This window comes from Micrococcus sp. iso_239, assembly GCF_056173395.1.
In genome coordinates this window covers 1,850,381-1,871,677 of record NZ_CM149672.1, presented here as the reverse complement: position 1 = coordinate 1,871,677, position 21,297 = coordinate 1,850,381, and the positions used below count along the sequence as shown (strand labels likewise).

Sequence of the window (21,297 nt, the reverse complement as noted above, 5' to 3'; positions counted from 1 at the left end):
CCGAGGAGAAACACCATGCCTACCCCCACCAAGGGTCCGCGTCTGGGCGGCAGCCCGGCCCACGAGCGCATCATGCTGGCGAACATGTCCGCCCAGCTGTTCGAGCACAAGTCGATCACCACGACGCTCACCCGCGCCAAGCGCCTGCGCCCGTACGCCGAGCGCCTGATCACCTTCGCCAAGAAGGGCGATCTGCCGGCCCGCCGCAAGGTGCAGGGTCTCATCGCCGCCAAGAACCGCACCAACAAGGCGGTCGTGCACGAGCTGTTCACCGTGATCGGCCCCGCGATGGCCGAGCGCAACGGCGGCTACACCCGCATCACCAAGATCGGCAACCGCCATGGCGACAACGCGCCCATGGCCGTGATCGAGCTGATCATGGACCCGATCTCCGGCAAGCAGGCCGTGGTGCGTGAGGCCGAGCAGGCCGCCGCGTCCGCGCCGGCCGCCCCGGCCGAGTCCACCCCGGTGGAGGCCGTCGACCCGGCCGCCACCGAGGAGGTCACCGTGGCCGAGTCGCAGGAGACCGCCGCCGAGATCGACGGCGCCGTGCCCACCACCGAGGACGGCTCGGCTCCGGCCGAGGCCACCATCAAGGGCAACGCCAGCTCGAAGAAGTACCACGTCCCCGGCTCGCGCTGGTATGACCAGACCACCGCCGAGGTCTGGTTCTCCACCGTCGAGGAGGCCAAGGCCGCGGGCTTCGAGCCCGCCGGTGGCGAGGCCGCCCAGAAGATGGCCTGACGCCATCGCGGGAGTCCGCGTCCGTCCCCGTGACGACCCATCGGCGAAGGGCCGTCCACCACTCGGTGGGCGGCCCTTCGCCGTCCCCGGCCCCGCCCCGCTGAGAGGAGCAGCATGAGCGAGCAGCACCGCCCGGACGCCCCGTCGGCGCCCGGGGAACCCGCGTCCGTGCGAGTCCGCCTGGACCTGGCCTACGACGGCGGCACCTTCCACGGCTGGGCCCGCCAGCCCGGTCTCGACTCGGTCCAGGGTGCGCTGGAGGACGGGCTCGAGCGGATCCTGCGCCGGCCCGTGCGCACGGTGGTCGCCGGCCGCACCGACGCGGGGGTGCACGCGCGCGGCCAGGTCGTCCACCTCGACCTGACCGAGACGGAGTGGGCGGGCCTGACCCGCGGCCGGCCCGGCCTGGAGCCGGCCACCTCCCTCACCCGACGCCTCGGCGGGGCGCTCTCCGGGTGGGGCGGGGCCGTCGTCGTGCACGGGGCGCGGCGGGCCCCCGCGGGCTTCGACGCGCGGTTCAGCGCGCTGTGGCGCGAGTACGAGTACCGGATCGACGACGCACCCGCCGCGCGTGATCCGCGCACGCGGGGCTTCACCCACTGGCACGGCGCCGCCCTGGACGATCGCCTCATGGCGCTGGAGGCCGACGCCGTCCTCGGACTGCACGACTTCCTGTCCTTCTGCCGGCCCCGCGCGGGCGCCACGACCATCCGCGAGGTCCAGCACCTGGAGGTGCGACGCGATGAGGACGGCGTCGTGCGCGTCCGGATCCGGGCCGACGCGTTCTGCCACAACATGGTCCGGGCGATCGTCGGGGCGCTGCTCCAGGTGGGGGAGCGGGCACGCGAGCCCGGCTGGCTCGCTCACCGGGTGGCGAGGCCTGCCCGCGACTCCGAGGTGCGCCTCGCCCCGCCCGGGGGGCTGACGCTGCTCGCCGTCGGCTATCCCGACGAGGCGGAGGAGCTGCACCGGCGCGCCGAGGGCACCCGGGCGAAGCGGACCCTGTGAGCCGGGGTGGCCCGCGGTGGCGGCTTTTGGCTCCGGGGCCCGCGTTCGGTAGGATGGGTGGACGTTGCGCATGCCCGCACCCGGATGCGTCGTGCCGCGAGTGGCTCAGTTGCATGGCCTTCAGCTCGCGCCGCACCCCCGGGGCATCGGGCCCGGACGCCTTCCAGCCCTCACCTGGGGGACCGGCGCGCACGGAGAACTGACAGCGCGAGCGCGCCGGAATCACGACCCGGCGGGCAGGTGCTGTGGACCACCACCGACCCTGAAGGCAGACAACGTGCGTACGTACTCTCCCAAGCCTGGCGACGCCGACCGTCAGTGGCACATCATCGATGCCACCGACGTCGTCCTCGGCCGCCTGGCCTCCCACACCGCCACCCTCCTGCGCGGCAAGCACAAGCCGACGTTCGCCCCCCACATGGACATGGGCGACTACGTCATCATCGTGAACGCCGAGAAGGTCGCCCTCACCGGCGCCAAGCTCGAGAAGAAGCGCGCCTACCGCCACTCGGGCTACCCGGGCGGCCTGAAGTCGCAGTCCTACGCCGAGCTGCTCGAGACCAACCCGGTCCGCGCCGTGGAGAAGGCCGTCAAGGGCATGCTCCCGAAGAACTCGCTGGCCGCCCAGCAGCTCTCCAAGCTGAAGGTGTACAAGGGCGCCGAGCACCCGCACACCGCCCAGCAGCCCCAGACCTTCGAGATCGGCCAGGTCGCCCAGTGACCCCGGCGGGCCACTGACGCAGACCTTCCCTGAGGAGAACCATGAGCATCAACGAGAACGACGACGTGGAGCTGACGAGCTACACCTCTGAGTCCACCGCCGCCGCCGAGGCCCCCGTCGCCTCCGAGCGCCCGGCCCTGACCGTGCCCGGCTCCGCCGTCGGCCGCCGCAAGGAGGCCGTGGCCCGCGTGCGCCTCGTCCCCGGCTCCGGCCAGTGGACCATCAACGGCCGCGCCCTGGAGAACTACTTTCCGAACAAGCTGCACCAGCAGGAGGTCTCCGACCCCTTCACGCTGCTGGAGCTGACCGGCGCCTACGACGTGATCGCCCGCATCCACGGCGGCGGCCCCTCCGGCCAGGCCGGTGCGCTGCGCCTGGGCATCTCCCGCGCCCTCAACGAGATCGACCGCGAGCACAACCGCCCGGCGCTCAAGAAGGCCGGCTTCCTGACCCGCGACGCCCGCGTCATCGAGCGCAAGAAGGCCGGCCTCAAGAAGGCCCGCAAGGCCTCGCAGTTCTCGAAGCGCTGATCCTGCGCCGCACGGTGTCCCCACCGTGCCCCCGCCGACGCCCCGTCCCGCTCCTCACGAGCGGGGCGGGGCGTCCGCCGTCTCCGTGGGCCGGCGGCACCTGACCCAGGGGTAATATGAAGGCGCATGGCGACGACGCCATGACGGGCCGCTCGCCCGTCCGGTGCGCGGTCCGATCGGAGACACCCTCGGGAGCCGCCGTGGCCGAGAACACGAGTCCCACGCCCGACCCCCGCACCCGTGGCGAGCACGGCACGGAGCACGCCGCGCAGGCCCCCTTCGCCGTGACCCGTGACTACGCCGCCGAGGTGGACGAGATCCGGGAGCTGGGCCGCAAGCTCGGCGGGGAGAAGAAGACCCCCCACCCCGGACCCGCAGGCCTGGCGTGAGGGCTACCCGTACAAGACCAAGCTCAGCCGCAAGAGCTACGAACGACGCAAGCGCGAGCTGCAGATCGAGCTGCTGAAGATGCAGCTCTGGGTCAAGGAGACCGGCCAGAAGGTCCTGATCATCTTCGAGGGCCGCGACGCCGCCGACAAGGGCGGCGCCATCAAGCGCTTCAACGAGCACCTCAACCCCCGCGGCGCCCGGACCGTGGCCCTGGAGAAGCCCACGGAGGAGGAGGCCTCGCAGTGGTACTTCCAGTGCTACATCCAGCACCTCGAGTTCATGCGCGAGACCCCTGAGCTGGAGCGCATGCTCGTCAACTCCGGCGTGCACATCATCAAGTTCTGGTTCTCCGTGTCCCAGCGTGAGCAGCTCAATCGCTTCGCCGCGCGGGAGACCGACCCCGTGCGTCGCTGGAAGCTCTCGCCCACCGACCTGGCCTCCCTGGACAAGTGGGACGACTACACGAACGCGAAGGAGGCCATGTTCTTCTACACGCACACGGCCGACGCCCCGTGGACCGTCGTGAAGTCGAACGACAAGAAGCGCGCCCGCCTCGAGGCCATCCGCCATGTGCTGCACACGCTGCCCTACCCGGACAAGGACGAGCGCATCGTCCACCGCCCCGACCCGCAGATCTGCGGCCCGGCCAACGAGCTGGCCGAGTACGGCGAGGTCTCCGGCGGATCGTTCCCGCGCGTGCGCTGACCGGGCCGCGCACGACGGCGCCCCTCACCGTCCGGTGTGGGGCGCCGTCGTGTGCGGGGGCGGATTCAGCCGCGCTCCTCCTCCACGTACTCCGGGGTGACGTGTGCGTCGTCGAAGAGGTTGTCCGCCCCGAAGCCCTCCGAGACGTGGTACTCGCCCGAGGCCAGGGAGAGGCGGACGTCCTCGCGCAGGATCGGCAGCTTGGCGTAGAACGCGTCGCCGCAGCAGCTGGTGGCGGTGACGTCGCGGTGGCCGATGATGCGGGACGGCGGCAGCTCGTACTGCTGGCAGATGTAGGCGACGAGCGGCACCAGGCCGGCGTAGAGGCTCTGCGGCGGCGGGTTCAGCATGTACAGCCCCTCGCACTCGATGCCGAGCGCGTACGCGTTGAACCCGAGCGCGTGGACGCCGAGCATGAACGTCTGTCCGCCCTCGAGCGCGTGCCGGGAGCCGTGGCGGCCCTCCATCGCGAAGCCGCCGCGGGAGACGGTGAAGTGCTGCCCGGTGTCGCCCCAGTCGTTCGCGGGGCTCATGTGCGCGTTCTGGACCACCTGTGCGATGCTTTCCGCCGCCTCCCGGGAGCCGTCCGTGACGTTCGGCGTGGTGGTGTGGTGGATCACCAGGTAGGAGGGGCGCTCGTTCAGGGTCTGCAGGTAGTAGTTGGGCTGCATGGCGCCCCACTGCGCGGTGGTGATGATGTCCGGGGCGGGCAGACGGGTGGCCTGCTCGTCGCCCTCCGAGCTCTGCTCGGCCTGCTCATCACGCCCGCAGCCGGCCACGCCGGCGGCGATCGCCAGGCCCGTGCCGCCCAGCACGCTGCGGCGCGTCCAGGAACGGGAGGGCGGGGGCGGGGTCACGTCGGGCATGGATCGAGGTCCTTCGGGTTCGGGGCGGGGCCTCCCGGGCGGATGTGAGCGGACGGGCGCGCGGCCGCGGGGGCTCGACCGGTCCGATGCTACCGCCCCCGGGCCCGTTTCGTGACCCTCCCGTGATGCAGGCCGCAGGGGCGGCCCCTACACTGACTGATCATGTCGAGATTGTTCGGAACCGATGGCGTCCGTGGCCTGGCCAACGAGACCCTCACCGTGGAGTTGTCCGTCCAGCTGGCCCAGGCCGCCTCGCCCGTCCTCGGCGCGGAGGCCTTCGACGCCGGCCGACGCCCGGTCGCCGTCGTGGCCCGGGACCCGCGCATCAGCGGCGAGTTCATCGCGGCCGCCGTGCAGGCGGGTCTGGCGTCCTCGGGCGTGGACGTGTGGGACGCCGGCGTGCTGCCGACTCCCGCCGCCGCCTATCTCGTGGGGGACCTGGACGCCGACTTCGGCGTGATGATCTCCGCCTCCCACAACCCGGCCCCGGACAACGGCATCAAGTTCCTCGCGCGCGGCGGCGAGAAGCTGACCGACGCGCAGGAGGACGAGATCATCCGTCACCTCGAGGGCGTGACGCCGCGGCGGCCCCAGGGCGCGGACGTGGGCCGCGTGCGCGTCTTCGCGGACGCCGAGGACCGCTACGTCCTCCACCTCCTGCAGACCCTCCCGCACCGGCTGGACGGGCTCAAGGTCGTCCTGGACTGCGCACACGGCGCGGCCGCCGGCTGCTCGCCCGAGGCGTTCCGCGCCGCCGGCGCGGAGGTCGTGGTGATCGGCGCGTCCCCGGACGGACTCAACATCAACGACGGCTACGGCTCCACCCACCTCGAGAAGCTCCAGGCGGCCGTGCGCGAGCACGGCGCGGACCTCGGCATCGCGCACGACGGCGACGCCGACCGGTGCCTCGCCGTGGACGAGCGCGGCGAGGTCGTCGACGGCGACCAGATCATGGGCGTCATGGCCGTGGCACTCAAGGACCGCGGCGTCCTGCGCGACGACACCCTGGTCGTGACCGTCATGTCCAACCTGGGCCTGAAGCTGGCCATGGGCCGGGAGGGCGTCCAGCTCGTCGAGACCCAGGTGGGCGACCGCTACGTCCTGGCCGGCATGAAGCTCGGCGACTACTCGCTCGGCGGCGAGCAGTCCGGCCACGTGATCTTCTCGGACCACGCCACCACCGGCGACGGGGTCCTCACCGGCCTGCAGCTCGCCTCGCGCGTCGCCGAGACCGGCACCCCGCTCTCCGAGCTGGCCGCGGTGATGGACCGGCTGCCCCAGGTCCTCGTGAACGTGCGCGGCGTGGACAAGTCCCGCGCCGCCGAGGACGAGGCCGTCCAGGCGGCGGTGGCCGAGGCGGAGGCCCGCCTCGGCGAGACCGGCCGCGTGCTGCTGCGCCCGTCGGGCACGGAGCCGGTCGTGCGCGTCATGGTCGAGGCCCCGGACGAGGAGACCGCCGGCCGGGAGGCCCAGGTGCTGGCCGACGTCGTGCAGCGCGAGCTGCGCCTGCACGACTGACCGGACCGATGACGTCGGACGCGGCCCCCCGGCCCCGCCGCTGGACCCTGTTCGCGGGGCTGCTCGCGGGGCTGGCGGTCCTGTGGTCGGCCGCGTTCCTCGCCGTGGACGCGCCCGTGTGCGCGCGGCAGAGCGCCCCCGTGGAGTGGTTGCCGTGCCTGGATCCGGACCGGCAGGACTCGGAGGTCGCCCCGGACGCCGGGTCCAGCGCGGACCGGACGACGTCGCGTCCCTGAGGGCACGGCCCCCGCGCCGCCGCGGGCATGAAGGAAGGGCCCGGGGCGACTCGCGTGAGTCGTCCCGGGCCCTTCGGCGTCGGACAGGGGGAGATCAGAGGGTGGTGGTCCCGGAGGTGGGGCCGCCGCGGCGCTCGGCGAGCAGGTCGCGGATCTCGGTGAGCACGGCGACGTCGGCGGGCACCTCCTCCTCGGCGGGGTCGATGCCGAGGCGGCGGTTGCGGGCCTCGGTCATCTTGTTCATCGGCATCACGATGGCGAAGTACACGGCCGCGGCGATGAGCAGGAAGTTGACGATGGCGGTGAGCAGCACGCCGAACTTCACGTCGTTGCCGTTGACCGTCAGCACGGCGAACGAGTCGAAGTTCGGCGAGCCCACGGCGGCGGCGATGAGCGGCATGAGGACCGCCTCGACGAGCGCGTTCACGATCTTGCCGAAGGCGGCGCCGATGATGACGGCGACGGCAAGGTCGAGGACGTTGCCCTTCATGATGAAGTCTTTGAATCCCTGGAGCATGGGGAGAATCCTACGTGTGGCGAATTCGGCGCGGTACACCGTCGAGCGAGTCGTGCGTCTCAGTCCGCGTAGTCCGGCGCCGGAGGCAGGCCCCACGCGGTCTCGAGGACGCCGCCGGCCGCCTCGACCCGGGCCGCCTCCGCGGACCCGACGTAGCGCAGGTGCCACGGCTCGTGGGCGAAGCCCGTCACGTCCTCGGCCCCGACGGGATAGCGGATGACGAACCCGTACTCGGCGGCGTGCGCGGCCACCCAGCGGCCCGCGGCAGTGTCGCCGAAGCACGCTTCCAGGTCACACGCGGGGGTCGCGGCGTCGCCCACGTCCCAGGCCAGGCCGGTCTGGTGCTCGGAGTACCCCGGACGCGCCGAGACGCGGTCGGCCTCGGCGCGGCCCAGCTCGTCGACCCAGTGGCCGTACGTCCGGACCTGGTAGTCGTACGAGCGGTAGGCGCTCAGGGTGGTGAGGCGGTGACCCGCCGCCGCGGCGGCATCCAGCAGGTCACCGGCCGCCGTCGCGGCCTCCGCCCGCAGGGACAGCTCGCTGCCGGGCACGGCCACCAGATCCGAGGGCGCCCAGTCGGGCGGAGCCACGGGGCGGGTCTTGTTCACGACGACGTCGAGGGCGGCCGGGTCGGCGTGCGTGCTCGACGACGGCGCCGTGCTCGAGGCGGCGCCGGACGACGCGGCCGCGCTCGCGGCGCCGGACGTCGGCGTCGTCGGCGTCGAGGACGGGCCCGCGGCGGGCGTGCCGCAACCGGCCACGAGCAGCGCGAGCGCGGCCAGCGCGGCGAGAGGGAGGGTGCGACGCATGGATCAGACCTTCCTCAGCAGCACGCGGGTCACCTCGTGTTGCGCGTTCTTCGTGAGCACCAGCCGGGCGCGCCCGCGGGTCGGGCGCACGTTCTGCTCGAGGTTCGGGCCGTTGATGGAGTCCCAGATGGACTCGGCCGTCGCCTGAGCCTCGGCGTCCGACAGGGAGGAGTACCGGTGGAAGTAGCTGCGCGGGTCGGCGAAGGCCCCCGAGCGCAGACCCATGAACCGGTCGATGTACCAGGACCGGATCCAGGACGCGCGCGCGTCCACGTACACCGAGAAGTCGAAGAAGTCGGAGACGGAGAGCCCGGCGGTGCCGTCGGCCCGGGTGCGCGGCGGGGCCAGCACGTTGAGTCCCTCCACGATCAGCACGTCGGGACGGTGCACCACCTGTTCCTCGCCCGGCACGATGTCGTAGGTGATGTGCGAGTACACGGGCGCGCGCACCTCCTGCGCCCCGGACTTGACGTCCGCCATGAAGCGCAGCAGCGCGCGGCGGTCGTAGGACTCGGGGAAGCCCTTGCGGGACATGATGCCGCGCTCGTGCAGCACCGCGTTGGGGTGCAGGAAGCCGTCCGTGGTGACCAGCTCGACGCGCGGCGTCGTCGGCCAGCGGCGCAGCATCTCCTGGAGCACGCGCGCCGTCGTCGACTTGCCGACGGCGACCGACCCGGCCACCCCGATCACGTACGGGGTGCGCCCCGTCCGCTCGCCGAGGAACGCGTTGGTCGCGCTGCGCAGGGCCGCGGAGGCCTCCACGTTGATGCTCAGCAGGCGCGAGAGCGGAAGGTAGACCTCGGCAACCTCGCGCAGGGACAGATGCTCGCCGAGGCCGCGCAGACGCTCCACGTCCGCCTGGTCGAAGGGCTGCGCCATCTCCGAGGCGAGACGGGCCCAGGTCTGGCGGTCCAGCTCCACGAAGGGGGAGCGCTGGTGGCCGTCGGGCACGGCGTCCGCGGGCTCCTCGGGGCCCACGAGGGGCAGCTCGGAGGTCGGGGGGGTGTAGGTCACCCGATCCATTATGGCCGCGGCCCGCCCGGAGCGGGCCCCCGCGTGACGTCACAGGGCCCGGATAGGATCGGCCCATGCGCGTTCTCGTGACCGGCGGTGCCGGATACCTCGGATCCCACACCGTGCTCACGCTGCTCGAGGCGGGCCACGACGTCCTCGTCCTGGACAGCCTGGTCACGGCGACGACGACGGCGCTCGAGCGTGTCGCCGAGCTCGCCGGGACGCGCCTGGGCGGGTCGCGGCTGCGCCTGCACGTGGCCGACATCCGCCGCCCCGAGGACTACCGCGGGGCGCTCGCGGACTTCGGCCCGGCCGCACTCGTGCACTTCGCCGGGCTGAAGTCGCCCACCGAGTCGATGACCCGCCCCGCCGCCTACTACGACGTGAACGTGGGCGGCACGGCCGCCGTCGCCGAGGCCGCGCTCGCGGCCGGCGTCCGCACGGTCCTGTTCTCCTCCTCCGCGACCGTGTACGGCGACCGCGCGCCGGTGCCGGTCGCCGAGGACGCGGCCACGGACCCGGTCTCGCCCTACGGGCACTCCAAGCTCATGGCGGAGCAGGTGCTGCGCGACGTCTGCGCCACGGTCGACGGCGGCGGGCTGGCGATGCTGCGCTACTTCAACCCGGTCGGCGCGCATCCCTCCGGGCGGCTGGGCGAGGACCCGAGCGGGGTGCCGGCGAACCTCATGCCCTTCGTGGCGCGGGTGGCCTCCGGCGCGTACCCCGAGCTGCGGGTGTTCGGCGCGGACTTCGACACGCGCGACGGCAGCGCCGTGCGCGACTTCATCCACGTGATGGACCTCGCGGAGGCGCACGTGGCCGGGCTCGAATGGCTCGCGGCCCGGGTGGCGACCGGGGGCGGTACGACGACCCGGGTCTGGAACATCGGCCGGGGCGAGGGCGTCACCGTGTTCGAGATGGTGCGCGCCTTCGAGGCGGTCACGGGCGGCCGCATCCCCTACCGCGTGGTCGAGCGCCGGCCCGGGGACATCGCCGAGTCGTGCGCGGCCGTGGACGCGATCGGCGCCGAGGTGGGCTGGCACGCCCGGCGCGATGTGACCGCGATGGTGCGGGACCTCTGGGCCTGGCAGGAGGCCAATCCCGCGGGGTTCTCGTCCCGGGCGGAGTGAGCCGGCCCGCCGTGCGCGGAAGACGGGTCCGGCCCGGTATTCTCGTGCGCATGTGCGGAATCGTCGGATACATCGGCCAGCCCCAGTCGGATCGTGAGCACGGCGCTCTCGACGTCCTGATGGAGGGCCTGCGTCGTCTCGAATACCGCGGATACGACTCCGCCGGTGTGGCCGTGGTGGACGGCGGTCAGCTGTACCACCGGAAGAAGGCGGGCAAGCTCGCCAACCTCGCCGAGGAGCTCGCCGAGCACCCCATCCCCACCGGCCTCGTCGGCATCGGCCACACCCGGTGGGCCACCCACGGCGGCCCCACCGACCGCAACGCCCACCCGCATGTGGCGGACGAGGGCCGGCTGGCGCTCATCCACAACGGCATCATCGAGAACTACGCCGAGCTGCGCGAGGAGCTGCTCGCGAAGGGGGTCGAGTTCCTCTCCGAGACGGACACCGAGGTGGCCGCCCACCTCCTCGCCGACGTCTACCGGCACGCGGCCGGCCAGGACCTGACCCGCGCCATGCAGCTGGCCTCCCAGCGCCTCGAGGGTGCCTTCACCCTGCTGGCCGTGCACGTGGACCACCCGGACCGCGTGGTGGCCTCGCGCCGCAACTCGCCGCTCGTCGTCGGCCTGGGCGAGGGGGAGAACTTCCTCGGCTCGGACGTCTCCGGCTTCATCGACTTCACCCGCGAGGCCATCGAGCTCGAGCAGGACCAGGTCGTGACGATCACGGCCGACGCCGTCGAGATCTCGGACTTCCGGGGCGGCCCCGCCGACGGCAAGCGCTTCACCGTGGACTGGGACGCCTCGGCCGCGGAGAAGGGCGGCTTCGAGACCTTCATGGAGAAGGAGATCCACGACCAGCCCCAGGCCGTGCAGGACACCCTGCTGGGCCGCACGGACGCCGCCGGCGCCCTGATGCTGGACGAGCTGCGGATCGACCCCGAGGAGCTCAAGGCCGTCGACAAGATCATCGTCCTGGCGTGCGGCACGTCCGCCTATGCGGGCACGGTGGCCAAGTACGCCATCGAGCACTGGTGCCGGATCCCCGTGGAGGTGGAGCTCTCCCACGAGTTCCGCTACCGCGACCCGATCATCGACCCGCACACCCTCGTGGTGTCCATCTCCCAGTCCGGCGAGACCATGGACACCCTCATGGCGGTCCGCTACGCCAAGGAGCAGGGCGCCCGCACCGTGTCCATCTGCAACACCAACGGCTCCACGATCCCGCGCGAGTCGGACGCCGTGCTCTACACGCACGCCGGCCCCGAGATCGCCGTCGCCTCCACCAAGGCGTTCCTGGCGCAGATCACCGCCGCCTACCTGCTGGGCCTGTACCTGGCCCAGCTGAACAAGAAGCTGTTCAGCGGCCAGATCAAGGACATCCTGGCGGACCTCGGGGCGATCCCCGGCAAGATCGAGGAGATCCTCGCCGCCAAGGACCAGGTCAAGGAGCTCGCCCGCTCCATGGCCGACGCCACCTCCGTCCTGTTCCTCGGCCGCAACGTTGGCTACCCGGTGGCCATGGAGGGCGCGCTCAAGCTCAAGGAGCTCGCCTACATCCACGCCGAGGGCTTCGCCGCGGGCGAGCTCAAGCACGGCCCGATCGCCCTGATCGACGACGGCCAGCCGGTCTTCGTGGTCATGCCCTCGCCCCTGGACCGTCACTCGCTGCACGCCAAGGTGGTCTCGAACATCCAGGAGGTCCGCGCCCGCGGCGCCCGCACCTTCGCCGTCGCCGAGCGCGGCGACGCGGCCGTGCGCGGCCAGGCCGAGGTCGTCTTCGAGGTCCCCGAGACCCAGCCGATGCTCATGCCGCTGCTGACCACGGTCCCGCTGCAGATCTTCGCCCTCGAGCTCGCCACGGCGAAGGGCTACGACGTGGACCAGCCGCGCAACCTCGCCAAGTCCGTCACGGTGGAGTGATCCGCCGCTGAGGCCACCGAGACCTCTCCTGCCGGGCCCGGCCGCCACACAGCGGCCGGGCCCGCGACGCGTCCGGGACGGTGTCCTCCCGCCCCAGTAGACTCCCCGAGGAGGCCCGCCGCACCCGGCGGGCCGCACGACGAGACCCCGGAGAGTCATGCACACAGTGGAGATCGGCCAGCCGTACCCCCTCGGGGCCACCGTGGACGAGACCGGCACCAACTTCGCCCTCGCGGTCTCCCGCGAGGTGGAGGCGGTCGAGCTGTGCCTCGTCGCCGACGACGGCACGGAGACGCGCATCCCTCTCGAGGAGCGGCACGGCACCACGTGGCACGCCCACGTGGCGGGCATCGGCCACGGGCAGCGCTACGGCTACCGCGTGCACGGCCCCTGGGACCCCGCCCGCGGCCTGTGGCACAACCCGGCCAAGATCCTCGTGGACCCGTACGCGCGGGCGTTCACCGGCGACTACGAGTGGGGCCAGCAGCACCACTCGTACGACTTCGACGAGCCGGACCGCATCGACACCTCGGACAACCTGGGCACGAGCATGCTCGGCGTCGTCGTCGCCGAGGACTTCGACTGGGGCGATGACGCCCCACCCGCCGTCGAGCTCACGGACACGGTGATCTACGAGACCCACGTCAAGGGCATGACCAAGCTGCACCCCGCCGTCCCGGAGGAGCTGCGCGGCACCTACGCGGGCATGGCCCACCCGGAGGTGGTCCGCCACCTGACCGAGCTCGGGGTGACCGCCGTCGAGCTGATGCCCGTGCACCAGTTCGTCAACGACGCCACCCTGCAGGAGAAGGGGCTGAGCAACTACTGGGGCTACAACACGCTCGGCTTCTTCGCCCCGCACGCCGCCTACGCCTCCTCCTCGGAGGTGGGCGGCCAGGTCCGCGAGTTCAAGCAGATGGTGAAGGACCTGCATGCCGCCGGTCTCGAGGTGATCCTCGACGTGGTCTACAACCACACGGCCGAGGGCAACGACAAGGGCCCCATGCTCAGCCTGCGCGGGCTGGACAACGCCGGCTACTACCACCTCGTCGAGGGTGACGAGCGGCACTACATGGACTACACGGGCACCGGGAACTCGGTGGACCTCTCCAGCCCCAAGGCCCTCCAGCTGGTCATGGACTCCCTGCGCTACTGGGTCACCGAGATGCACGTGGACGGCTTCCGGTTCGACCTGGCCACCACCCTCACCCGGGTGGAGGGGGAGCAGGGCCCGGACATGTTCTCCGGGTTCTTCGACGTGGTCCGCCAGGACCCGGTGCTGCGCACCGTCAAGCTCATCGCCGAGCCGTGGGACGTGGGCTGGGGCGGCTACCAGGTGGGCAACTTCCCCGGCCTCTGGTCCGAGTGGAACGGCATGTACCGGGACGCGGTACGCGACTTCTGGCGCGGCGAGCCCGGCACCCTCGGCGAGTTCGCCACCCGCCTGACCGGCTCGGCCGACCTGTATGAGGGGGACGGGCGCGGCCCCGGTGCGTCCGTGAACTTCGTCACGGCCCACGACGGCTTCACGCTGCGCGACCTCGTCTCCTACAACGAGAAGCACAACGAGGCCAACGGCGAGGACAACAACGACGGCGAGGCGCACAACCGCTCGTGGAACTGCGGCGTGGAGGGGGAGACCGACGACCCCGAGGTCGTGACGCTCCGCGCCCGCCAGCGCCGCAACTTCCTGGCCACCCTGCTGATCAGCCAGGGCGTGCCCATGATCAGCCACGGCGACGAGCTGGGCCGCACCCAGGGCGGCAACAACAACGTCTACTGCCAGGACAACGAGATCTCGTGGATCGACTGGTCCGCCATGGACGACTCGCTCGTGGCGTTCACCCGCGACCTGATCGCGCTGCGCCGTGACCACGCGGTGTTCCGCCGTCGCCACCACTTCGACGGTCGCCCCGCGGCCCGCGACGTCGAGGCGCCCCTGCCGGACATCGTGTGGCTCGAGCCGGACGCGACCGCCAAGACGGAGGACGACTGGGGCGCCGAGGCCCGGTCGATCGGCTTCTACCTCAACGGGCACATGCTCACCCGCGGGGACGAGGAAGGGGAGGAGCCCTACCGGGACTTCTACGTCCTCATGAACGCGTGGTGGGAGCCCGTGCCGTACACCCTGCCCGGGCCCACGTTCCCGGCGGAGTGGGAGGTCGTCGTGGACACCTCGTCCCACGTCGCCCCGGACGGCACCCGCCCCCGCGTGCGTGCCGGGGACGTGCTTGAGCTCCCGGCCCGCTCCACCGTCGTGCTGCGGCAGGTGCCCGAGGGCGCATGAACGAGCGGGTCGACCGGGGGCGCGTCCGCCGTAGCCTGCCGCGGTGGGCGCGGGCCCTCTGCGCCACCGTGGCCACCCTGGCGGCGCTGGCACTGGCCTTCGGCGCGGGGTGGGCCACGCACGCCGTGACGGACCCGCACCCGGACGACGCACCGCGTGTGGACGCCCTCCTCGTCCTCTACAGCCAGCCCCGCGTCTACGACGCCGCGATCGAGCTCGCCGCGTCCGGCCTCACCGACCGGCTCTTCGTCTCCGCGTACCTGGGGCCGGACGGGCACGAGAAGCTGTGCGGCGGCCCGGAGGAGCGCGACCCGCGGCTGGCCGGCGTCACCGTCGAGTGCTTCGCGCCCGATCCGGTGACCACCCAGGGCGAGGTCATCCACGCGGGCGAACGCATGCGCGAGCTCGGCCTGCACCACCTGGGCGTGCTCACCTTCCACCAGCACGTGGAGCGCGCGCGGCTGCTGGCGGAGCGGTGCTTCACCCCCGAGGAGGGCCGTGTGTCCCTGTACGCGTTCGACGCCGGCTTCGACCGGCTCGGCCGCCTGCAGCACGGCGTCTACGGCGTGCTGGCCTACGGGAAGGCGATGCTCACGCCGGGCTGCGACCAGCAGCTGCCCGGCGTGCTGCAGTGGCCGCTCGACCTGGCCAAGCGACTGCGCGGGCAGCCCGTCGGGGACGAGGCCGGCGCCGTCGTCGTGGGCGCCCGGCGGGCGGGGGCGGTGTGATCGTCGGCGTGGGGGTGGACGTGGTGGACGTCCCGCGGTTCCGGGCGCAGCTCGAGCGCACCCCGGCGCTGCGCGCACGCCTGTTCACCGAGGATGAGCGGGACCTGCCGCTGCGCTCGCTGGCCGCGCGCTTCGCCGCCAAGGAGGCGATCGCCAAGGCCATGGGCGCCCCGCCCGGGATGATGTGGCACCACTGCTGGATCCCGCGCCCGGACCACGGCGACGGCCGCCCCACCGTGCACCTGACCGGCACCGTGCAGGCCCAGGCCGAGGCCCTGGGCATCACCCACTGGCACCTCTCCCTCAGCCATGACGGGGACGTCGCCACCGCCTACGTGGTCGCCGAACGCCGCGCGGCCGAGGAGGAGTCCGCATGACCGCCGATGACCTGACCCGCATCGCCGTGACCGGCTCGGCCGTGCGCACGGCCGAGGAGCCCCTGCTCGCGGCCGGCCGCGGCCCGGAGCTGATGCGCGCCGCCGCCTGGGCCCTGGCCGGGCACGCCGCCGCCCTGCTGCGCGAACGTGGCCCGGTGGCCGGGACGACCGTGGCCGCCCTCGTCGGCCCCGGCAACAACGGCGGGGACGCGCTGTTCGCGCTCGCGTTCCTGCGGCGCCGCGGCGTGGCCGCGGTCGCCGTGCCCGTCCGCCGGGACGACGACGGCGCCCCGCGCTGGCACGCCGAGGGCTGGGCCGCGCTGCGGGCGGTCGGGGGGCGCTGCGCCGATGCGGTGCCCTTCGAGGCGGCGCTCGTGGTGGACGGCGTGCTCGGCACGGGCTTCAGCGGAGAGTATGCGCTGCCCGCCGCGGCGCGCGCGTTGCCGGCGGATGCGCTCGTGCTGGCGTGCGACGTGCCCTCCGGCGTCGACGCGGACACCGGCGAGGTGCGGGGGGAGGCCCTCCGCGCGGCCGCGACCGTGACGTTCGGCGCCCTCAAGTCCGGCCTCGTCCTCGGGGAGGGGGCAGGCCGCGCGGGCACCGTGCACGTGGCGGACATCGGGCTGGGACCGCACCTGCCGACGTCGCCGGCCGCGCGGCTGGGCGTGATGGACGAGGCCGCAGCACGGACCGCCCACCTGGCCCCCGCGGCCGAGGCCCACAAGTACACGCGCGGCGTGGTGGCCGTCGTCGCCGGATCGGAGCGCTACCCGGGGGCCGCCGTGCTCGCGAGCGCGGGCGCGCTGCACACGGGCGCGGGCATGGTGCACCACGCCGGCCCGCAGACCACCCGGGACCTGGTGCTCGCCGCCCACCCCGAGGCGCTGGTCTCGGCGGAGGGGCCCGAGCCGTCGCGCGCGGACGCCTGGGTGGCCGGCCCCGGCCTGGACACCGAGCACGACGCGCGGCGGCGCTGGGCCGGCGTCCTCGCCGCGCTCGAGGAGCGGCCGGAGGCGGCCCTGGTCGCCGACGCTTCCGCCCTGGACCTGGTCACCGCCGCCGAGCTGCGGTCGCTGCGCGCGGCCGGCACGCCCGTGGTCCTGACGCCGCACGCCGGGGAGTGGTCCCGCCTGCGCGAGCGCGTCCCCGCGGACGGTGCCGACGCCGCCGACCCGCTCGCCGCGTTGCGGGCGTGGACGTCCGAACACGGCGCCACGGTCCTGTTCAAGGGCCCGCGCACCCTCGTGGTCGCCCCGGACGGCGAGGCGTGGGTCGTGACCGGCGGCGGGCCCGACCTCGCGATGGGCGGCACCGGCGACGTGCTCTCCGGGGCGATCGGCGCCGTCCTGGCCGCGGACGTGGCGCGGCGCTCGCGGGCGCGCCGGGCCGGGGAGGATCCGGGCCCGGCGCCCACGGCCCGGCTCGCGGCCGCCGCCGCCTGGCTGCATGCCCGGGCCGGGGCCGACCAGGCCCGCGCCGGGCGGATCACCACGGCCACGCTGCCGGCCGCGCTGGGCGCGCGCGTCGCGCGCCTGTGGTGGCCGGACGACGCCGAGCCGGAGGCCGTCCGATGAGCCGCGCCGACGTGGCCCCGGCGGACACCGAGCGCGCCGTACGCATCGACCTGGCGGCCGTCCGGCACAACGTGGGCGTGCTGCAGGAGCGGATCCGCCGCCCCGACGGCAGCCGGCCGCTGCTGACCGCCGTCGTCAAGGCCGACGCCTACGGCCACGGCGCGGTGGCCGTCGCCCGCGCCGCCGCGGCCGCCGGCGCGGACCGGCTCGGCGTGGCCCACGTGCGCGAGGCCCTGGCCCTGCGCGCGGCGGGGGTGCGCCTGCCCGTGCTCGCGTGGCTGCACACCGGGGCCACGGACTTCGCCGCCGCGGTGGAGGCGGAGGTGACCCTCGGCGTCTCGGGCTGGGACCTCGACGCCGTCGCCGACGCCGTCCGCGGGCTGCGGGCCCGCGGCGGGGCCGGACCCGAGGCCCGCGCGGTCCTGCACCTGAAGGCGGACACCGGCCTGGGCCGCCACGGCTGCACGCCCGAGCGGTGGCCCGCCTTCGTCGCGCGTGCCGCCGAGCTCGAGGCCGCGGGCCTCGTGCGGGTGGAGGGCGTGTTCTCCCACCTCGGCGTGGCGGACGAGCCGGACCGGGCCGCCGAGACCACGGCGCAGCTGCTGCGGTTCGAACGGATGGCCGCCGAGGCCGCCGAGACGCTCGGCCACCCACTGCTGCGGCACCTGGCCAACACGCCGGCCACCCTCGCCCGGCCGGACACGCACCTGGACATGGTGCGCGTCGGCCTGGGCCTGTACGGGCTCTCCCCGTTCGCGGGCGTCACCGCCGCCGAGCTCGGGCTGCGCCCGGCCATGTCCCTCGTCACCGTCCTGGCCAACGTCAAGGCCGTCCCCGCCGGGCAGGGCGTGTCCTACGGGTTCCGCCACGTCACGGCGGAGCCCACCACGCTCGGGCTCGTGCCCGTCGGCTACGCCGACGGCGTCCCGCGCGTCGTCGAGGGCACGCGCGTCCACGTCGGCGGCCGGGCCGTCCCCGTGGTGGGCCGCATCGCGATGGACCAGTTCGTGGTGGACCTCGGCCCGGACGCCGCGGACGCGCCCGGCGACGCCGTCGAGCTGTTCGGACCGGCCTCCGGCATTCCGGTGGAGGAGTGGGCCGCGGCCGCCGGGACGATCAACTACGAGCTGGTGACCCGCATCGGGGGCCGCGTGGACCGGCAGCACGTGGACCCCACGCCGACCCAGGAGGCCCGCCCATGAGCGACCACGCGATCCCCGCCCCCGGCGCGACCCTGCCCGAGCCCGTGCTGACGGCGACGGTCCCGCTCGAGGGCGCCGACGGCACCCGGGCGTTCGGCCGCGCCCTCGCCGGGGTGCTCCGCGCCGGCGACGTGCTGATCCTCACGGGCGACCTCGGCGCGGGCAAGACGACCTTCACCCAGGGGCTGGCCAGCGGATTCGGCGTGGCCTCCGGCGTGGTCTCGCCGACGTTCGTCCTCTCCCGCGTCCACCCCGCCCCGGCCGACGCCCCGGCGGGCACCCCGGACCTCGTGCACGTGGACGCGTACCGGCTGCGCTCGGCGGGGGAGCTCACGGACCTCGACCTGGACGCGAGCGTCGACCGCTCCGTGACCGTCGTCGAGTGGGGCCGGGGCATGGCCGAGTCCCTCGCCGGGTTCCCCGAGGACCCGGACGCCTCGTGGCTGGACATCGAGATCGTCCGGGCCCGCGGGGGTGAGGACGCCCCCGCGGCCCCGGCGGGGGAGGGCGAGGACGGCATCGTCACCGACTTCTCCGACGAGGACGGAGGCCAGGCCGAGGAGCTGCGTTCGGCCGTCGTGACCGGCCGCGGCCCGCGCTGGGCCGGCGTCGTGCTTCCGTAGACTGGCGGCCATGGCCCTGCTCCTCGCGATCGACTCCTCCGCCGCCGCCTCCGTCGCCGTCCTGCGGGACGGTGAGGAGCTCGCGCGCTGGGCCACGGACGACACCCACGCCCACGCCGAGGTGCTCGCCCCCGCGGTGCAGACCGTGCTCGGCGAGGCCGGCGTCACCGGCACCGCGCTGGACGCGCTCGCGGTCGGTGTCGGCCCCGGACCCTTCACGGGGCTGCGCGCGGGCCTGGCGACGGCGGCCGCCCTCGGCCTGGCGTGGGACGTGCCCGTGCACGGGGTCCGCAGCCTCGACGCGCTCGCCCACGCGGCCGGCGTCGACGCCTTCCGCCACGGGATCGAGGAGTTCGTGGTCGCCACGGACGCCCGCCGCCGCGAGGTCTACTGGGCCCATTACGCGCAGGTCGGCGGGCAGCCGACGCTGCTGCACGGCCCCTTCGTCTCGCCGGCGGACGAGGTCACCCCGCTGCCCGTCTACGGCGCGGGGGCCGGGCTCTACCCCGAGGCGCTGCGCGCGGTGCCGGACTGGGAGTCGGCCACGCCGTCCGCCGTCGGGGTGGGGCAGGTGGCCGAGCTCGCCCTGCGGCGCGGCCGAGGCCTCGTGCCCGCCGAGCCGCTCTACCTGCGCGAGTCCGACGCCAAGGTCCCCGGCCCCCGCAAGCGGGCGGGCGCGTGAGCCCGGCCGAGCCGGCCCCGACCGGCGACGGGCGCCCCGCCGAGGACGGGCACGGGCTGCCGCCCGGGTACCTGCTGCGCCCCATGACCGTGTGGGACGTCCCCGAGGTGCTCGCCCACGAGGCCACGCTCTTCCCGCTCGACGCCTGGCCCGCGCACTTCTACGAGGAGGAGCTCGCCCAGACCGGCCCCGCCGGCGGACGGGACGCGCACGGCCGCCCGCCCACCCGGGACTACCGCGTGGTCGTCCGCGACGTGGCCGCGCCCGGCTCCGCGGACGAAGACGGCCCCGCGCCCGGCGAGATCGTCGGCTACGGCGGGATCATGGTGGTCGGCGACGTCGCCGACGTGCAGACCGTGGGCACGGTCGCGGCGGCGCAGGGGCGGGGGATCGGCGCGGCTCAGCTGCGCTGGATGGCCGCGGAGGCCGCGGCGCGCGGCGCGAGCGCCCTGATGCTCGAGGTCCGGGCCTCCAACGCCGTCGCCCGGCGGCTCTACGCACGCCACGGATTCCAGGAGCTGCACGTGCGCCGCCGCTACTACCCGGGCGGCGAGGACGCCGTGATCATGCGCAAGGCCCTGTGACCGGGCCGCTCACTAGACTGGAGCCCATGCCCACCGCCACCGCAGCCCCCCTCGTGCTCGGCATCGAGTCCTCCTGCGACGAGACCGGCGTCGGCGTCGTCCGCGGCACCGCCCTGCTGGCCCACGAGGTCGCCTCCTCCGTCGAGGAGCACGTGCGCTTCGGCGGCGTGATCCCGGAGATCGCCGCCCGCGCCCACCTCGAGGCCCTCGTGCCCACGATCCGCCGCGCCCTGGACACCGCCGACGTCACCCTCGCGGACCTCGACGCGATCGCCGTCACCTCCGGCCCGGGTCTGGCGGGCGCGCTCATGGTGGGGGTCGCGGGGGCGAAGGCGCTGGCCACGGCCCTCGGCACGCCCCTCTACGGCATCAACCACCTCGTGGCGCACGTGGGCGTGGGCATGCTGGACGGCGTGCGGCCCGCGCAGTGGGACGACCTGCCCGCGGACCTGGGCGCGCTGCTCGTCTCCGGCGGGCACACCGAGATCCTGCGCGTGGGCCGGATCAGCTCCGAGGTCGAGCTGCTGGGCTCGACCATCGACGACGCGGCCGGCGAGGCGTACGACAAGGTCGCCCGGCTCATCGGGGCGGGCTACCCCGGGGGCCCCGTGATCGACCGGCTCGCCGCCCAGGGCGACCCGACGGCCTTCCGCTTCCCGCGCGGGCTCACCGCGGGCAAGTTCGTCGGCAGCGCCGAGGAGCCCGGCCCGCACCGGCACGACTGGTCGTTCTCCGGGCTGAAGACCGCCGTCTCCCGGGCCGTGGAGCAGTTCGAGGCCCGCGGCCTCGAGGTGCCGCGCGCGGACATCGCCGCCTCCTTCCAGGAGGCCGTCGCCGACGTGATCACCGCCAAGGCCGTCCGCGCCTGCCGCGAGCACGGGCTCACCCACCTGATGCTCGGCGGCGGCGTCGCGGCGAACTCGCGCCTGCGCGCCCTGCTCGCCGACCGGTGCCGCTCCGCCGGCATCGAGCTGACCGTCCCGCCCGTGAACCTGTGCACCGACAACGGGGCGATGGTCGCCGCGCTCGGCGCACGCCTGGTGCGCGACGGCGTCGCCCCCTCCGACGCGTGGTTCGGCGCGGACCCGGGACAGCCGGTCGAGATCGTCAGCGTCTGACCGCGCCCGGCC

General features: G+C 74.1%; 21 protein-coding genes and 1 pseudogene. 18 read left to right on the top strand and 4 right to left on the bottom strand.

The features are described from left to right. The first annotated feature begins 15 nt into the window (after positions 1 to 15). From rplQ to AC0VX2_RS08635, 5 genes and pseudogenes are all read left to right on the top strand, one after another. Positions 16 to 744 carry a 50S ribosomal protein L17, sunset domain variant gene (gene rplQ / locus AC0VX2_RS08655; protein WP_078025925.1) on the top strand — a complete coding sequence of 243 codons (729 nt, stop codon included), beginning with the start codon at positions 16 to 18 and terminating at the stop codon, positions 742 to 744. Positions 745 to 858: 114 nt separating this feature from the next. Further along, positions 859 to 1,752 carry a tRNA pseudouridine(38-40) synthase TruA gene (gene truA, locus AC0VX2_RS08650; protein ID WP_144820102.1) on the top strand — a complete coding sequence of 298 codons (894 nt, stop codon included), beginning with the start codon at positions 859 to 861 and terminating at the stop codon, positions 1,750 to 1,752. Between the two features lie 277 nt (positions 1,753 to 2,029). After that, positions 2,030 to 2,473, top strand: a complete 444-nt coding sequence (gene rplM / locus AC0VX2_RS08645; RefSeq protein ID WP_002857519.1) for a 50S ribosomal protein L13 — start codon at positions 2,030 to 2,032, stop codon at positions 2,471 to 2,473. A gap of 41 nt (positions 2,474 to 2,514) precedes the next feature. Then, on the top strand, positions 2,515 to 3,003 hold the full coding sequence (rpsI, locus tag AC0VX2_RS08640; protein WP_036317791.1) for a 30S ribosomal protein S9: 489 nt from the start codon (positions 2,515 to 2,517) through the stop codon (positions 3,001 to 3,003). A gap of 200 nt (positions 3,004 to 3,203) precedes the next feature. Further along, a pseudogene (locus AC0VX2_RS08635) lies at positions 3,204 to 4,098 on the top strand (polyphosphate kinase 2 family protein). Positions 4,099 to 4,163: 65 nt separating this feature from the next. Here the strand turns inward: AC0VX2_RS08635 and AC0VX2_RS08630 are convergent. Beyond that, positions 4,164 to 4,964, bottom strand: a complete 801-nt coding sequence (locus AC0VX2_RS08630; RefSeq protein ID WP_041103278.1) for a peptidoglycan recognition protein family protein — start codon at positions 4,962 to 4,964, stop codon at positions 4,164 to 4,166. A 162-nt stretch (positions 4,965 to 5,126) separates the two neighbouring features. Here AC0VX2_RS08630 and glmM point away from each other — a divergent pair, with 162 nt between their 5' ends. Both glmM and AC0VX2_RS08620 read left to right on the top strand, forming a co-directional pair. Then, entirely contained in the window at positions 5,127 to 6,482 is a 1,356-nt protein-coding gene (gene glmM, locus AC0VX2_RS08625) for a phosphoglucosamine mutase (protein ID WP_029248315.1), read from the top strand. Positions 6,483 to 6,490: 8 nt separating this feature from the next. Further along, the gene (locus AC0VX2_RS08620; protein ID WP_010080407.1) at positions 6,491 to 6,718 is read left to right on the top strand and encodes a hypothetical protein; all 228 of its coding nucleotides are present in this window, start codon (positions 6,491 to 6,493) and stop codon (positions 6,716 to 6,718) included. Positions 6,719 to 6,812: 94 nt separating this feature from the next. Here the strand turns inward: AC0VX2_RS08620 and mscL are convergent, their stop codons facing one another. From mscL to coaA, 3 genes are read right to left on the bottom strand one after another with little or no spacing between them, the layout of a single operon-like run. Then, entirely contained in the window at positions 6,813 to 7,235 is a 423-nt protein-coding gene (gene mscL, locus AC0VX2_RS08615) for a large conductance mechanosensitive channel protein MscL (RefSeq protein ID WP_095353616.1), read from the bottom strand. Positions 7,236 to 7,294: 59 nt separating this feature from the next. Continuing rightward, positions 7,295 to 8,044 (bottom strand): M15 family metallopeptidase, encoded by a 750-nt coding sequence (locus AC0VX2_RS08610; protein ID WP_041103280.1) that lies wholly within the window; start codon positions 8,042 to 8,044, stop codon positions 7,295 to 7,297. 3 nt (positions 8,045 to 8,047) lie between these two features. Next, entirely contained in the window at positions 8,048 to 9,058 is a 1,011-nt protein-coding gene (gene coaA, locus AC0VX2_RS08605) for a type I pantothenate kinase (protein WP_044659424.1), read from the bottom strand. A 74-nt stretch (positions 9,059 to 9,132) separates the two neighbouring features. Here coaA and galE point away from each other — a divergent pair, with 74 nt between their 5' ends. The 11 genes from galE to tsaD all read left to right on the top strand — a co-directional run bounded on the left by galE (position 9,133) and on the right by tsaD (position 21,285). Next, a complete protein-coding gene (gene galE / locus AC0VX2_RS08600; protein WP_144820156.1) occupies positions 9,133 to 10,188 on the top strand; it encodes a UDP-glucose 4-epimerase GalE in 1,056 nt (351 codons plus the stop codon). A gap of 50 nt (positions 10,189 to 10,238) precedes the next feature. Further along, positions 10,239 to 12,110 carry a glutamine--fructose-6-phosphate transaminase (isomerizing) gene (glmS, locus tag AC0VX2_RS08595; RefSeq protein WP_036315850.1) on the top strand — a complete coding sequence of 624 codons (1,872 nt, stop codon included), beginning with the start codon at positions 10,239 to 10,241 and terminating at the stop codon, positions 12,108 to 12,110. 157 nt (positions 12,111 to 12,267) lie between these two features. Continuing rightward, positions 12,268 to 14,397: a glycogen debranching protein GlgX gene (gene glgX, locus AC0VX2_RS08590; RefSeq protein WP_036315853.1), complete on the top strand. Its 2,130-nt coding sequence runs from the start codon at positions 12,268 to 12,270 to the stop codon at positions 14,395 to 14,397. Next, positions 14,394 to 15,125, top strand: coding sequence for a hypothetical protein (locus AC0VX2_RS08585; RefSeq protein WP_036315856.1), 732 nt, complete (start codon positions 14,394 to 14,396; stop codon positions 15,123 to 15,125). Before glgX ends, AC0VX2_RS08585 begins: the two co-directional genes overlap by 4 nt. After that, on the top strand, positions 15,122 to 15,502 hold the full coding sequence (locus AC0VX2_RS08580) for a holo-ACP synthase (RefSeq protein ID WP_010080417.1): 381 nt from the start codon (positions 15,122 to 15,124) through the stop codon (positions 15,500 to 15,502). Before AC0VX2_RS08585 ends, AC0VX2_RS08580 begins: the two co-directional genes overlap by 4 nt. Next, positions 15,499 to 17,076, top strand: coding sequence for an NAD(P)H-hydrate dehydratase (locus AC0VX2_RS08575; RefSeq protein WP_036315859.1), 1,578 nt, complete (start codon positions 15,499 to 15,501; stop codon positions 17,074 to 17,076). Before AC0VX2_RS08580 ends, AC0VX2_RS08575 begins: the two co-directional genes overlap by 4 nt. Then, positions 17,073 to 18,278 (top strand): alanine racemase, encoded by a 1,206-nt coding sequence (alr, locus tag AC0VX2_RS08570; RefSeq protein ID WP_036315861.1) that lies wholly within the window; start codon positions 17,073 to 17,075, stop codon positions 18,276 to 18,278. Before AC0VX2_RS08575 ends, alr begins: the two co-directional genes overlap by 4 nt. Beyond that, positions 18,275 to 18,901 carry a tRNA (adenosine(37)-N6)-threonylcarbamoyltransferase complex ATPase subunit type 1 TsaE gene (gene tsaE / locus AC0VX2_RS08565; protein WP_036315863.1) on the top strand — a complete coding sequence of 209 codons (627 nt, stop codon included), beginning with the start codon at positions 18,275 to 18,277 and terminating at the stop codon, positions 18,899 to 18,901. Before alr ends, tsaE begins: the two co-directional genes overlap by 4 nt. A 10-nt stretch (positions 18,902 to 18,911) precedes the next feature. Next, positions 18,912 to 19,583: a tRNA (adenosine(37)-N6)-threonylcarbamoyltransferase complex dimerization subunit type 1 TsaB gene (tsaB, locus tag AC0VX2_RS08560; protein ID WP_036315870.1), complete on the top strand. Its 672-nt coding sequence runs from the start codon at positions 18,912 to 18,914 to the stop codon at positions 19,581 to 19,583. After that, complete coding sequence (locus AC0VX2_RS08555; RefSeq protein WP_036315873.1) at positions 19,580 to 20,167, top strand: GNAT family N-acetyltransferase; 588 nt, start codon at positions 19,580 to 19,582, stop codon at positions 20,165 to 20,167. The genes tsaB and AC0VX2_RS08555 overlap by 4 nt, the downstream gene beginning before the upstream one ends. A 26-nt stretch (positions 20,168 to 20,193) precedes the next feature. Further along, on the top strand, positions 20,194 to 21,285 hold the full coding sequence (gene tsaD / locus AC0VX2_RS08550) for a tRNA (adenosine(37)-N6)-threonylcarbamoyltransferase complex transferase subunit TsaD (protein WP_070708738.1): 1,092 nt from the start codon (positions 20,194 to 20,196) through the stop codon (positions 21,283 to 21,285). The last annotated feature ends 12 nt before the right edge of the window (positions 21,286 to 21,297 follow it).